Annotated in this window: 15 protein-coding genes; all 15 read left to right on the top strand. The window is 70.7% G+C overall.

The window, feature by feature from the left end:
* Window positions 1-67: 67 nt before the first annotated feature.
* The 15 genes from prfA to nucS all read left to right on the top strand — a co-directional run bounded on the left by prfA (window position 68) and on the right by nucS (window position 13,462).
* On the top strand, window positions 68-1,168 hold the full coding sequence (gene prfA, locus WFH32_RS05830; protein WP_191794115.1) for a peptide chain release factor 1: 1,101 nt from the start codon (window positions 68-70) through the stop codon (window positions 1,166-1,168).
* A 50-nt stretch (window positions 1,169-1,218) separates the two neighbouring features.
* Complete coding sequence (gene prmC, locus WFH32_RS05835) at window positions 1,219-2,181, top strand: peptide chain release factor N(5)-glutamine methyltransferase (protein ID WP_336706573.1); 963 nt, start codon at window positions 1,219-1,221, stop codon at window positions 2,179-2,181.
* A gap of 5 nt (window positions 2,182-2,186) precedes the next feature.
* Window positions 2,187-2,936 (top strand): L-threonylcarbamoyladenylate synthase, encoded by a 750-nt coding sequence (locus WFH32_RS05840; protein WP_442946308.1) that lies wholly within the window; start codon window positions 2,187-2,189, stop codon window positions 2,934-2,936.
* The gene (locus WFH32_RS05845; protein WP_191794114.1) at window positions 2,933-4,192 is read left to right on the top strand and encodes an MraY family glycosyltransferase; all 1,260 of its coding nucleotides are present in this window, start codon (window positions 2,933-2,935) and stop codon (window positions 4,190-4,192) included. The genes WFH32_RS05840 and WFH32_RS05845 overlap by 4 nt, the downstream gene beginning before the upstream one ends.
* Window positions 4,189-4,704 carry a hypothetical protein gene (locus WFH32_RS05850; protein ID WP_336706474.1) on the top strand — a complete coding sequence of 172 codons (516 nt, stop codon included), beginning with the start codon at window positions 4,189-4,191 and terminating at the stop codon, window positions 4,702-4,704. Before WFH32_RS05845 ends, WFH32_RS05850 begins: the two co-directional genes overlap by 4 nt.
* Window positions 4,705-5,102: 398 nt before the next feature.
* Complete coding sequence (atpB, locus tag WFH32_RS05855; RefSeq protein ID WP_336706576.1) at window positions 5,103-5,849, top strand: F0F1 ATP synthase subunit A; 747 nt, start codon at window positions 5,103-5,105, stop codon at window positions 5,847-5,849.
* A 116-nt stretch (window positions 5,850-5,965) separates the two neighbouring features.
* Window positions 5,966-6,193, top strand: a complete 228-nt coding sequence (gene atpE / locus WFH32_RS05860; RefSeq protein ID WP_030149959.1) for an ATP synthase F0 subunit C — start codon at window positions 5,966-5,968, stop codon at window positions 6,191-6,193.
* On the top strand, window positions 6,193-6,786 hold the full coding sequence (locus WFH32_RS05865) for a F0F1 ATP synthase subunit B (protein WP_191794113.1): 594 nt from the start codon (window positions 6,193-6,195) through the stop codon (window positions 6,784-6,786). The genes atpE and WFH32_RS05865 overlap by 1 nt, the downstream gene beginning before the upstream one ends.
* On the top strand, window positions 6,786-7,601 hold the full coding sequence (locus WFH32_RS05870) for a F0F1 ATP synthase subunit delta (protein ID WP_191794112.1): 816 nt from the start codon (window positions 6,786-6,788) through the stop codon (window positions 7,599-7,601). Before WFH32_RS05865 ends, WFH32_RS05870 begins: the two co-directional genes overlap by 1 nt.
* Before the next feature lie 134 nt (window positions 7,602-7,735).
* Window positions 7,736-9,367, top strand: a complete 1,632-nt coding sequence (atpA, locus tag WFH32_RS05875; RefSeq protein ID WP_336706476.1) for a F0F1 ATP synthase subunit alpha — start codon at window positions 7,736-7,738, stop codon at window positions 9,365-9,367.
* Between the two features lies 1 nt (window position 9,368).
* Window positions 9,369-10,265, top strand: a complete 897-nt coding sequence (locus WFH32_RS05880) for a F0F1 ATP synthase subunit gamma (protein ID WP_191794110.1) — start codon at window positions 9,369-9,371, stop codon at window positions 10,263-10,265.
* Window positions 10,266-10,350: 85 nt separating this feature from the next.
* Window positions 10,351-11,832: a F0F1 ATP synthase subunit beta gene (gene atpD, locus WFH32_RS05885; protein WP_138823534.1), complete on the top strand. Its 1,482-nt coding sequence runs from the start codon at window positions 10,351-10,353 to the stop codon at window positions 11,830-11,832.
* Between the two features lie 88 nt (window positions 11,833-11,920).
* Window positions 11,921-12,205 carry a F0F1 ATP synthase subunit epsilon gene (locus tag WFH32_RS05890; RefSeq protein ID WP_191794109.1) on the top strand — a complete coding sequence of 95 codons (285 nt, stop codon included), beginning with the start codon at window positions 11,921-11,923 and terminating at the stop codon, window positions 12,203-12,205.
* An 18-nt stretch (window positions 12,206-12,223) separates the two neighbouring features.
* Entirely contained in the window at window positions 12,224-12,637 is a 414-nt protein-coding gene (locus WFH32_RS05895; RefSeq protein ID WP_191794108.1) for a DUF2550 domain-containing protein, read from the top strand.
* A gap of 129 nt (window positions 12,638-12,766) precedes the next feature.
* Window positions 12,767-13,462, top strand: a complete 696-nt coding sequence (nucS, locus tag WFH32_RS05900; RefSeq protein WP_030149951.1) for an endonuclease NucS — start codon at window positions 12,767-12,769, stop codon at window positions 13,460-13,462.
* Window positions 13,463-13,568 lie beyond the last annotated feature (106 nt).

Raw genomic sequence — 13,568 nt, forward strand, 5'->3', positions numbered from 1 at the left:
CGAGCCGCGACCAGCCGTCATCAGCCGCACAGCCCCCGCCACCCACCCCTCTCGTCAGGACACCCTCGTGACCGAGTCCTTCGCCGCCGTCGAACACCTGCTCGCCGAGCACGCCGAGATCGAGACGCTGCTCGCCGACCCCGCGGTCCACGCGGACGCCGGTCGGGCGCGCACGCTCGGGCGCCGCTACGCCGAGCTGGGCCAGGTCGTCGCGGCCTACCGCGCGTGGCGGGACGCGACCGACGACGCCGAGGCCGCGGCCGAGCTGATCGAAGGCTCAGGGGAAGACACCGCAGAATTCGCCGCCGAGCTCCCCGCGCTCCAGGAGGCGGCCGCGGCCGCGACCGAGAAGCTGCGCCGGGTCCTCGTGCCGCGCGACCCCGACGACGGACGCGACGTGATCCTCGAGATCAAGGCGGGCGAGGGCGGCGAGGAGTCAGCCCTGTTCGCGGGCGACCTGCTGCGCATGTACCTGCGCTACGCCGAGCGCCGGGGCTGGAAGACCGAGGTCATCGAGGCCACGGACTCCGACCTCGGCGGCTACAAGGACGTCCAGGTCGCGGTCAAGGCTCGAGCAGGCTCCTCGGACCCTGCCGATGGGGTGTGGGCCAACCTCAAGTACGAGGGTGGCGTGCACCGCGTCCAGCGCGTACCCGTGACCGAGTCGCAGGGCCGCATCCACACCTCGGCCGCGGGCGTGCTCGTGTTCCCCGAGGTCGAGGACGCCGGCGAGATCGAGATCGACCAGAACGAGCTCCGCATCGACGTGTACCGGTCCTCGGGCCCGGGCGGCCAGTCCGTCAACACGACAGACTCCGCGGTGCGCATCACGCACCTGCCCACGGGCATCACGGTCTCGATGCAGAACGAGAAGTCCCAGCTCCAGAACCGCGAGCAGGCCATGCGCGTGCTGCGTGCCCGGCTCCTGGCCGCACGCCAGGAGGAGGAGGCCGCCGCTGCGAACGACCTGCGCCGCTCCCAGGTGCGCACGGTCGACCGCTCCGAGCGCATCCGGACGTACAACTACCCGGAGAACCGGATCGCGGACCACCGCACCGGGTACAAGGCGTACAACCTGGACCAGGTGCTCGACGGCGACCTGGAGCCCGTGATCCGTTCGGCCATCGACGCCGACGAGGCGGCCCGCCTCGCCGCCGCGGCGTCGTGACCTCTCCCGTGGTCCCGCCGTCGTCGTCCGGTGACGGCCCCACCCACGCCCTGCCCGACGACGTCTCGCGCCTCGTGCGCGAAGCGGCGGCCCGCCTGGGTCGCGCCGGGATCGACACGCCCCGCGTGGATGCCGAGCTGCTGCTCGCGCACGCCGCGGGCGTCCCGCGCGAGCGCGTCGTCTCGGCGGCGGTCATGGGACGTCCCGTGTCCTCGTTGCTGCCCGCCCGCACCGTGCACGCCGTGCTCGACGAGCTCGCTCGTCTGCTCGACGCCCGTGCCGAGCGCGTGCCGCTCCAGCACCTCGTCGGGACCGCCCCCTTCCGGCACCTCGACCTCGTCGTGGGACCCGGCGTCTTCGTGCCGCGTCCCGAGACCGAGCAGGTCGCGCAGGTCGCGATCGACGAGGCTCTCGGCGTCGCCCGGGGCTCCGAGGGGCCGGTCGTCGTGGACCTGTGCACGGGGTCTGGCGCGATCGCCCTGGCCGTCGCGACCGAGGTCCCGGGTGCCCGGGTGCACGCGGTCGAGCTCGACCGCGACGCGCACGCGTGGGCAGAACGCAACGTCACCCGGACGCGCGAGGCGAGCGGCGCCGTCGTGCACCTGGTGCGCGGGGACGCGCGGACCGCGCTCGCCGAGCTCGACGGGTCGTGCGACGTCGTCGTCTCGAACCCGCCGTACGTGCCGCCCGACGCGGTCCCGCGCGACCCCGAGGTCGCGCTGCACGACCCCCAGGTCGCGCTCTACGGGCTCGGCGAGGACGGCCTCGAGGTGCCTCGCGGAGTGACCCGCGCCGCCGCCCGCCTCCTGGCCCCCGGCGGCCTCTACGTCATGGAGCACGCCGAGGTGCAGGCGCGGTCGGCGCGCGACATGGTCGCCGCGGTCGGCGGCTTCGAGGACATCCGGACGGCCGACGACCTCACGGGCAGACCGCGTATGGTCGTGGCCCGGCGCGCGCGCCCGACGAGCGAGCCTGACCCCGCACCAGGGGACCCTTCGGACATGGAAGACTGAGAAGCGTGAGCTCTGTGCACCCCGTCACCGACCCGAACACCTGGGGACCGTCGATCGACGAGGCGGTGAACGCCGTCTCGCGAGGCGGTCTCGTGGTCCTGCCGACCGACACGGTCTACGGGATAGGGGCCGACGCGTTCGACGCCGAGGCCGTCACGGCCCTCCTGGCCGCGAAGGGACGCGGGCGGCAGATGCCGCCGCCCGTCCTCGTCCCCGACCTGCGGACCCTCGACGGGCTCGCGACCGACGTGCCCGACGACGCGCGCGCCCTCGTCGAGGCGTTCTGGCCCGGCGGCTTCACCATCATCCTGACCGCGCAGCCCTCGCTCGCGTGGGACCTCGGCGAGACGCACGGGACCGTCGCGCTGCGCATGCCCGACCACCCGGCCGCGCTCGCCCTGCTGCGTCGCACGGGACCGCTCGCGGTCTCGAGCGCCAACTCCACGGGTCTGCCCGCCGCGCTCGAGGTCGACGACGCCCAGGTGCAGCTCAGGGACTCGGTCGCGGTCTACCTCGACGGCGGCACCGCACCCGGGGGAGTGGCCTCGACCATCGTCGACGCGACCGGGCCGCACCTGAGGGTCGTGCGCGAGGGCGCAGTGTCGCTCGAGCGCCTCCGCGAGGTCGCGCCCGTCCTGGGGGTCGGCGAGGAGCCGGCCGACGAGGTCGCCGGGACCGGCGACCTGCCGACGGACGAGGACGCGCCCTCCGACGAGACCGTGCCGGCGAGCGGCCCGGAGGCGAACGGCGGGTGAGGGTCTATCTGCTCGTCCTGCTGATCGCAGCGGCGGTCACCTACCTCCTCACGCCGCTCGCGTACTGGGTCGCCGCGAGGACCGGGGCCATCACCGCGGTCCGTGACCGCGACGTGCACACCATCCCCACGGCCCGCCTCGGCGGGCTCGCGATGACCGCGGGGCTCGTCGTGGCGGTGACGTTCGCCTCGCAGATGCCCTTCCTCGACGGGGTCTTCGCGATCGACGACCGGGCGTGGGCGATCGTCGGCGGGGCGCTCATCGTCTGTCTCCTCGGCGTCGCCGACGACATCTGGGACCTGGACTGGATGACCAAGCTCGCCGGTCAGGTCCTCGCAGCGCTGTTCGTCGCGTGGCAGGGCGTGCAGCTCGTGACGTTCCCCATCAACGGGCTCGTCATCGGCTCGTCCCGGCTCTCGCTCATCGTCACGGTGCTCGTCATCGTGGTCGCGATGAACGCCGTGAACTTCGTGGACGGGCTCGACGGCCTGGCCGCGGGACTCATCGCGATCGGCGGCAGCGCCTACTTCGTCTACACCTACAGCCTGACCGTCGCCGCGAGCCCCACCGACTACTCCAACCTCGCGACCCTGGTCATGGCGGCCCTCGTCGGCATCTGTCTCGGGTTCCTGCCCCACAACTTCCATCCCGCCCGGATCTTCATGGGCGACTCCGGCTCCATGGTGCTCGGGCTCGTGCTCGCGTCCGCGGTGATCGTGGTCACCGGGAGCATCGACACCGGCATGGCCTCGGACCCGAGCCGACAGCGCGAGCTCATCCCCATCCTGCTGCCGCTCGCGGTCATCCTGCTCCCGCTGCTCGACATGGTCCTCGCCGTGGTGCGCCGGGTCGGGACGGGCAAGTCGCCCTTCCACCCGGACCGGCTCCACCTGCACCACCGGCTCCTGGCGCTCGGCCACTCGCACCGGCGTGCGGTCATCATCATGTACGTGTGGACCGCCGTCTTCGCGTTCGGCGCGGTCGCGCTCGTGCGCTGGCCCGCGGAGAACGTCGCGATCGGGCTGGTCGTTGCCGTCGTCGTGGCGGCGATCCTCACCCTCGGCCCGCTGCGCACCCGTGGTCGGTTCCTCGACGACGACGCGGTCACCGCGCCCGAGGGCATCCCGTCCGCGCCCCCGCCCCGACGCGTCGCGGCGGCGAGCGGGGCCTCGCCGGTCGCGCCTGCGTCGACGCCGACCACCACTGAACCCCCGACCGATCCGTTCCGCGCCCACCCCGAAGGACACTCCCGATGACGACCCCCGCACCGCAGACTCCCGACGAGCCGACGAGCGACCAGGGCCCGAGCGGGGTGGAGCCCACGGGCGCGAGCCCCGCGCAGGTCTCGGCGGACGCCGTGGGGGACGCGGTCAGCGCCGTGTTCCGGACCGCGCTGCGCGACACCCTGCTGCTGCTCGGAGGGCTCCTGGTCCTGGGCGTGGGGCTGGGGGCGCTCCTGGCCGGCACCGCAGGTGTCTGGGGTGCGCTCATGGGCGTCGCGATCGCGCTGGTGTTCTCCGGCACGACGATCGTGGCGATGGCGCGTACCGCGCGCTCGACCCCGACGACGACGGCGGCCGTCGTGCTGGGCAGCTGGCTCGTCAAGATCGTCCTGCTCGGGATCGTCCTGGCCGTCCTGCGCAACTACGAGTTCTACGACCGCGTCGTCTTCGCCGTGGTGCTCCTCGTCGGGGTCATCGGCTCTGCGCTGCTCGACTACCGTGCGGTCGACCGCGGCCGCATCCCGTACGTCACGCCGAAGGCCTGAGGTCCCGGCTCCCGCTCCCGCTCGGGCCCTGCGTGGCCGGGCGGGAAGGGCGGGGGCTGCCGCCTCCCGGTCGCTCGGGGCACCGTGCCGACCGCCCGACGAAGGGCGGTCGGCACGGTGCCGTCGGGCCGTGCTGCACGTCGACGCGCGAGGGGTCGGCGGCACGCGGGGTCACGGTGTCCGGCGGGCCCTCGGCCCGTTCGGACCCGTGCTCTGAGGAGGGCTCAACATGCGTTAGGCTATCGGCGAATCCATGAAGGCCTGGTCCGACGGCGTGCCCATCGAGCGCACGGCCCCGGCAAACCGACGAACACCGGGAGTCCACCCTGTTCACGCTCGCGACCCCCTCTCCCTTCGTTGCCGCAGCAGAAGGCGAAGGCGGCTTCCACGCGCCGACGATCGGTGAGTTCTTCCCCGACGCCATCTTCTTCGCCGGCACGCCGTTCGAGTTCAACCGGCTGCAGCTCATCCGCGTGATCGCCACGATCGTGATCCTGACGATCTTCGTGATCGCGGCCCGGCGCGCCAAGCTCGTGCCCGGACGGTTCCAGAACGGCGTCGAGATGGTCCTCGACTTCGCTCGCGTGAACATCGTCGAGGAGATCATGGGGACCGAGCGGGCTCGCCGCTACGTGCCCATGATCACGACGATCTTCGTGACGATCCTCGCGTTCAACCTGACGGGTGTGGTGCCGGGGCTCAACCTCGCGGGCACCTCGGTCGCCGGCGTGGCGATCCTCCTGGCGCTGTGGGTCTTCGTGGCCTACTGGGCCGCGGGCATCAGGCAGCACGGCCTGTGGGGCTACATCAGGGCGAACCTGTTTCCCCCCGGCGTGCCGTTCCCGATCTACTTCATCCTGGCGCCGATCGAGCTGCTCCAGCTCCTGATCATCCGCCCGGCCTCGCTGGTCATCCGACTCACGGCGAACATGGTCGCAGGCCACATCATGCTGGTCCTGTGCTTCGCCGCCACGAACTTCCTGCTCCTCGAGGCAGCGCCGGCCCTCAAGGCGATCAGCGCGCTGACTCTCGCGGGCGGCATCGCGATCACGCTCTTCGAGGTGTTCGTCGCGGGCCTGCAGGCGTACATCTTCGCGCTCCTCGCCACGGTCTACATCAACATGTCGATCGAGGAAGAGCACTGACCCGCACGACAGACCTGGTCCCGGGCCCTCGGTCCCGGAACCGACCCTGAGCTCCACCTGACGCATCGCACCTGACGCCCGTTCGCACGACCGGGCGCCCAACGGAAGGAAACACCGTGGACGTCACCACCCTCGCCGCTGTCGAAGGCAGCATCAACACCATCGGCTACGGCATCGCCGCGATCGGCCCGGGCATCGGCCTCGGCATCCTGATCGGCAAGACGGTCGAGGGCATGGCCCGCCAGCCCGAGGTCGCCGGCCAGCTCCGCGGCACCATGTTCATCGGTCTTGCCTTCGTCGAGATCCTCGCGCTGCTCGGCTTCGTCGCTGGCTTCATCTTCTGATGTCGACCATCGGCCCCCAGGCGGTCCTCGCCGCAGAGTCTGGCGAGGTCGACCCCATCAAGCTGTTCCTCCCGCCGTTCTACGACCTCTTCTGGTCTGCGATCGTCCTGGTGATCATCGCGTTCGTCTTCTACAAGATGGTCCTCCCCAAGTTCCAGGCGGTGCTCGACGAGCGCACGGCCAAGATCGAGGGTGGCCTGGCGAAGGCCGAGTCCGCTCAGGCCGAGGCCGCTGCGGCACTCGCGGAGTACCACCAGCAGCTGCAGGAGGCACGCACCGAGGCCGCGAAGATCCGTGAGGACGCTCGCGCCGAGGGAACGGCCATCGTCGCCGACCAGAAGGTCAAGGCCGGCGAGGAGGCCGCTCGCATCGTCGAGACGGCACACCGCCAGATCGAGGCCGAGCGCCAGCAGGCGTCGGTCTCGCTGCGCAACGACGTCGGGACGCTCGCGACCCAGCTCGCCTCGAAGATCGTCGGCGAGTCCCTCGAGGACTCCGCACGTCAGTCGCGTGTCGTGGACCGGTTCCTCGACGAGCTCGAGGCAGCGGGAGCCGGGGCTGCCAGCGCGGCGGCCAACGGCAAGGAGGGCTGATGCGCGGGACGAGCGGAGCCTCCCTCGCGCAGGCCCAGGACCGCTTCGAGCCGGTGCTGCGTGCCGCGGGCGAGGGTGCCTTCGCCCTGGGCGAGGAGCTCCTCACCGTGGCCGCGGCGCTCGACGGCTCCGTGCCGTTGCGCCGCGCCCTCGCCGACCCGTCGCGGTCCGGCGAGGACAAGGCGGCCCTCGTGGCCGACCTGCTGCGTGAGGGCTTCGACGGTCGTGTGGTCGACCTGGTCTCCGGGCTCGCCCGGGACCGTTGGGCCCACGACGCGGACATCGCCGACGCCGTCGAGCACCTCGGCGTCGACGCGGTCCTGGCCTCGGCCGAGGCCCGCGGTGCGCTCGAGCGCGTCGAGGACGAGCTGTTCCGCATCACGCGGTCGCTCGTCGGAGAGCGCGAGGCCCGTCGCGTGCTGACGGAGACCTCGACCGACCCCGCTCGTCGCAAGGCGTTCGTCGACGCGCTGCTCGCCGGCAAGGTCGACCCGGTCACCCAGTTCCTCGCGGAGCGGGCGACCGTGGCACCTCGTGGTCGTCGTTTCGTCGCCACCCTCGTGTGGCTCGGGGACGTCGCCGCACGTCGTCGCCGTCGCCTCGTCGCCTCGGTGACGTCGGGCACGGTGCTCAGCCAGGCACAGCAGGACCGTCTGTCCGCGCTCCTCGAGCGCGCTTACGGCCGGGCAGTCCAGCTGAACGTCACCGTGGACCCCGAGGTCCTCGGCGGCATGCGCATCCAGGTCGGGGCGGACGTCGTCGACTCGACGGTCCTCTCGCGCCTGGTCGACGCACGCAGACGACTGGTCAGCTGACCTGTTCGCCCGAACACTGAGGTCCTCGCGGCCCCCGGTGTCGTCGACACCCCGCCGGCTCCCGAGCCGGCGAACTGACAAGAACGTTCGACCGCTCCCGCACACCGCGGGGTGGCCACGACAGGAGAAGAGCAATGGCTGAGCTGACGATCCGGCCCGACGAGATTCGGGCCGCGCTGGACAGCTTCGTGAAGTCCTACGAGCCCGGGGGCGCGGTGACCGAGGAAGTCGGTCGCGTCACCCTCGCCGCTGACGGCATCGCCCAGGTGGAAGGCCTTCCGGGCGCAATGGCCAACGAGCTGCTGCGCTTCGAGGACGGCACCCTCGGCCTTGCCCTGAACTTGGACGTTCGCCAGATCGGTGTCGTCGTCCTGGGTGAGTTCACCGGTATCGAGGAGGGCCAGGAGGTCCGCCGGACCGGAGAGGTCCTCTCCGTCCCCGTCGGTGACGGCTACCTGGGTCGCGTCGTCGACCCGCTGGGTCAGCCGATCGACGGACTCGGCGAGATCGAGACCGAGGGCCGCCGCGCCCTCGAGCTGCAGGCCCCCGGTGTCATGGACCGCAAGTCGGTCCACGAGCCGCTGCAGACCGGCCTCAAGGCGATCGACTCGATGATCCCGGTGGGCCGTGGTCAGCGTCAGCTGATCATCGGTGACCGCCAGACGGGCAAGACGGCGATCGCGACCGACACGATCATCAACCAGAAGGCGAACTGGGAGACCGGCGACCCCTCGAAGCAGGTGCGCTGCATCTACGTCGCGATCGGCCAGAAGGGCTCGACCATCGCCGCCGTCCGCGGCGCGCTGGAAGAGGCCGGTGCCCTCGAGTACACGACGATCGTCGCGGCCCCCGCGTCGGACCCGGCGGGCTTCAAGTACCTCGCCCCCTACACCGGTTCGGCTATCGGCCAGCACTGGATGTACGGCGGCAAGCACGTCCTCATCGTCTTCGACGACCTGTCGAAGCAGGCCGAGGCCTACCGTGCCGTGTCGCTGCTGCTCCGTCGCCCGCCGGGCCGCGAGGCGTACCCCGGTGACGTCTTCTACCTGCACTCCCGTCTGCTCGAGCGTTGTGCCAAGCTCTCGGACGAGCTGGGCGCGGGCTCGATGACGGGTCTACCGGTCATCGAGACCAAGGCGAACGACGTGTCGGCGTACATCCCGACCAACGTCATCTCGATCACCGACGGTCAGATCTTCCTCCAGTCGGACCTCTTCAACGCCGACCAGCGCCCCGCCGTGGACGTCGGTATCTCCGTGTCCCGTGTCGGTGGTGCCGCACAGGTCAAGGCGATGAAGCAGGTCTCGGGCACGCTCAAGCTCGAGCTCGCCCAGTACCGCTCGCTCGAGGCCTTCGCGATGTTCGCCTCGGACCTCGACGCGGCGTCGCGCGGCCAGCTGACCCGTGGGGCTCGCCTCATGGAGCTGCTCAAGCAGGGCCAGTACTCGCCGTACCCGGTCGAGGACCAGGTCGCCTCGATCTGGGCCGGGACCAAGGGCAAGCTCGACGACGTGCCCCTCGAGGACGTGCGCCGCTTCGAGAGCGAGCTGCTCGACCACCTGCGCCGCAACACCGACGTGCTCAGCACGATCGCGGACACCGGCAAGCTGTCGGACGAGACCGAGGCCGCGCTGGCCCAGGGCGTCGACGACTTCCGCAACGGCTTCCTCACGGCCGACGGCACCCCCCTCGTGGGCGGGGAGTCGGACGAGGAAGAGGCCGTCGTGGTCGAGCAGGAGCAGATCGTCCGGCAGAAGAAGGCCTGACATGGCCGGATCCCAGCGCGTCTACAAGCAGCGGATCAAGTCGACGCAGTCCCTCAAGAAGATGTTCCGCGCGCAGGAGCTCATCGCTGCGTCGAGGATCGGCCGGGCTCGCGCCCGGTCGTCCGAGGCGGGCCCCTACGCCCAGGCGATCACCACGGCGGTCTCGGCCGTCGCGACGCACTCGACGACCCGGCACCCGCTGACGTCCGAGCGCACCGACACCAACCGGGTCGCGGTGCTCGTCGTCGCCTCGGACCGTGGCATGGCCGGCGCCTACTCGGCGTCGATCATCCGCGAGACCGAGCGTCTGGTGGAGCGCCTCACGCACGAGGGCAAGGAGGTCGCGCTCTTCGCCGCCGGGCGTCGTGCAGTGACCTACTACACCTTCCGTCACCGTGAGCTCGCCGGTTCGTGGACCGGTGGCTCGGACTCGCCGTCGTCGGACGTCGCCGGAGAGATCGCCGACACGTTGCTGAACGCCTTCCTCGCCCCCGCGGACGAGGGTGGCGTCGGTGAGCTGCACATCGTGTACACGCAGTTCGTGAACATGGTGACGCAGCGTCCCCGCGTCGTCCGGATGCTTCCCCTCGAGGTCGTCGAAGGGGTCGCGCCGGTCGGGCAGAACGACGTCCTGCCGCTGTACGACTTCGAGCCGTCGCCCGAGGCCGTCCTCGACGCACTGCTGCCGCGCTATGTGCGCAGCCGCATCTACAGCTGCCTCCTGCAGGCGGCCGCGTCGGAGCTGGCTGCCCGCCAGCGCGCGATGCACACTGCGACGGACAACGCCGAGGACCTGATCCGCATGTACACGCGACTTGCGAACCAGGCACGACAGGCCGACATCACCCAGGAGATCAGCGAGATCGTCTCCGGTGCCGACGCCCTCGCGGCGTCGTGAGGCACCGCATGACGAACCTGACGATTTCCTTCACCTGCACCGAACCTGCCGGAGCTGTCTCCGGCCCTGCGAAGCGAGGCCAGTAATGACCGCCACCACCGTGGAAGCCCAGGTCGAGCACCAGAGCGGACCCGGCGTGGGCCGTGTCGCCCGCGTGATCGGCCCCGTCGTCGACATCGAGTTCCCGTCGGACGCGATCCCCGAGATCTACAACGCGCTGACCGTCGACATCGACCTGTCCGGACAGGGCGAGGGCGAGAAGTCCTTCCGCCTGACCCTGGAGGTCGCGCAGCACCTGGGTGACTCGCTCATCCGTGCGATCGCCCTCAAGCCGACCGACGGCCTGGTCCGTGGCGCCGTCGTCACCGACACGGGTTCGCCGATCAGCGTCCCCGTGGGCGACGTGACCAAGGGCCACGTGTTCAACGTGACCGGCGACGTCCTCAACCTCCAGGAGGGCGAGAAGCTCGAGATCACCGAGCGCTGGCCCATCCACCGCAAGCCCCCGGCGTTCGACCAGCTCGAGTCGAAGACCACCATGTTCGAGACCGGCATCAAGTCGATCGACCTCCTGACGCCGTACGTGCTCGGTGGGAAGATCGGCCTCTTCGGTGGTGCGGGCGTCGGCAAGACGGTCCTCATCCAGGAGATGATCCAGCGTGTCGCCCAGAACCACGGTGGTGTGTCGGTGTTCGCCGGTGTCGGCGAGCGCACCCGTGAGGGCAACGACCTGATCGTCGAGATGGAGGAGGCGGGCGTCTTCGACAAGACGGCCCTCGTCTTCGGCCAGATGGACGAGCCGCCGGGCACGCGTCTTCGCGTCGCGCTCTCCGCGCTCACCATGGCGGAGTACTTCCGTGACGTGCAGAAGCAGGACGTGCTGCTCTTCATCGACAACATCTTCCGCTTCACGCAGGCCGGTTCCGAGGTCTCCACGCTGCTCGGGCGCATGCCCTCCGCGGTGGGCTACCAGCCGAACCTGGCCGACGAGATGGGTCTGCTCCAGGAGCGCATCACCTCGACGCGTGGTCACTCGATCACGTCGCTCCAGGCGATCTACGTCCCTGCCGACGACTACACCGACCCGGCGCCTGCGACGACGTTCGCCCACCTGGACGCGACCACGGAGCTCTCGCGCGAGATCGCCTCGAAGGGTCTGTACCCGGCGATCGACCCGCTGACCTCGTCCTCGCGCATCCTCGACCCGCGCTACGTGGGCCAGGAGCACTACGACGTCGCGACGCGTGTGAAGTCCATCCTCCAGCGCAACAAGGAGCTCCAGGACATCATCGCGATCCTCGGTGTGGACGAGCTCTCGGAGGAGGACAAGACGGTCGTGGCGCGTGCTCGCCGCATCCAGCAGTTCCTCTCGCAGAACACGTACATGGCCGAGAAGTTCACGGGTGTCGTCGGTTCGACGGTTCCGCTGACGGAGACCATCGAGGCCTTCAAGAAGATCGCGGACGGCGAGTTCGACCACGTCGCCGAGCAGGCGTTCTTCAACATCGGTGGCCTCGAGGACCTCGAGCGCAACTGGGCCCGTATCCAGAAGGAGTACGGCGTCTGAGACGACGTGAGCGCGCCGCGCGCCGGGCCTTGGGGTCGGGCACGCGGCGCGCTTCGTCAGACCCGTGCACCGACATGAAGGAGTTGAAGTGGCACAGCTGAACGTCGACCTCGTGGCGGCGGACCGCAAGATCTGGTCGGGGGACGCGCGCGCCGTGAGCGCGCCCGCCGCCGACGGTGAGATCGGTATCCTCGTGAACCACTCGCCCCTCCTGTCCGTCCTCGGTGAGGGCACCGTGCGGATCACCGGCGCGAACGGCGAGAAGGTCGCCGTGAAGGTCACCGGTGGGTTCCTCTCGGTGGACTCCAACCAGGTCATGCTCGTGGTGGACGACGCAGAGGTGCTCGACGGCGCCGGCGTCTCCGGCCACTGACGGGCTCAGGTAGCACACGTGCCGCTCCCCGCCTGGATCGCGATCGGACTGCTTCTCGCAGTCGCGCTCGTGGTCGGGCTGGGAGCGTTGCGTCTTCGGGCCATCTCCCACCGGGTGGGGTCCTTCGAGTGCAGCGCCCGCCCCGCAGGGGACGGGCAGGCGTCCTGGTCGCTGGGGATCGCGCACTACGGCGTGGGACGCATCGACTGGTGGCGCTGCTGGTCCCTGTCTCTGCGTCCGTCCCGCTCGTGGCGGCGTCAGGACCTCGTGATCGTCTCGCGCCGCCCCCTGGACGGGGACCGCGACCTCTTCCTCGTGGAGTGCTCGTACGAGGACGTCCGGTTCGAGCTGACGATGTCTAGCGGCGCGTACGCCGGCCTCGCGTCGTGGCTCGAGGCTGCGCCCCCCGGCCGTCGCGGCGTGGTGGTCTGAGCCCGGCTGCGTGGCGCGGCGGGATGCTAGCGTCGCCCGTGGACGTCGTCCCGGGCCGGGGCTCTCGGCCACGAGAGGCCGTCCGCGCTGTCCCGCCGCCACCTTCTGTCCCCGTCTGAGGAGTTCTTCGTGCGTCTCGTGGTTGCCCAGTGCTCGGCTCACTACACCGGCCGGCTCTCGGCCCACCTCCCGCTCGCGACTCGCGTGCTGCTCGTCAAGGCAGACGGCAGCGTGCTGCTGCACTCGGACGGCGGCTCGTACAAGCCCCTCAACTGGATGAGCCCGCCGTGCTCGATGGCGGTCTCGGAGCCTGACGAGTCGGCGCGCGAGCGTGGCGTGACCCAGGTCTGGGCGGTCCAGCACGCGAAGAGCGACGACCGCCTCGAGATCGAGCTGTACGAGGTCCTGCACGACTCGGCCCACGACCTGGGCGTGGACCCGGGCCTGATCAAGGACGGGGTCGAGGCGCACCTGCAGGAGATGCTCGCCGCCCAGATCCAGCTCCTGGGGACGGGGCACACGCTGATCCGCCGCGAGTACCCGACGGCGATCGGCCCGGTCGACATCCTGGCCCGGGACAAGGACGGTGCGACGGTCGCGGTCGAGATCAAGCGTCGGGGCGACATCGACGGTGTCGAGCAGCTCACGCGCTACCTGGACCTGCTGAACCGGGACCCGCTCCTGGCGCCGGTGCGGGGCGTGTTCGCTGCGCAGGAGATCAAGCCGCAGGCGCGTGTCCTGGCGACGGACCGGGGGATCGGGTGCCTGGTCCTGGACTACGACGCGATGCGCGGGGTCGACGACGTGGACTCGCGCCTGTTCTAGGTCGCCTCGCGGCGGTCGCCTCGCCGCGATCGCGGCCCGGTGGTCGCGTGCCCGTGGTCGCGCAGAGGGTCCTGGTCCTTCGGCGGCGTCGTCGTGAATGCTGCCC

This window comes from Oerskovia sp. USHLN155 (genome assembly GCF_037145535.1).
Classification (GTDB): domain Bacteria; phylum Actinomycetota; class Actinomycetes; order Actinomycetales; family Cellulomonadaceae; genus Oerskovia; species Oerskovia rustica.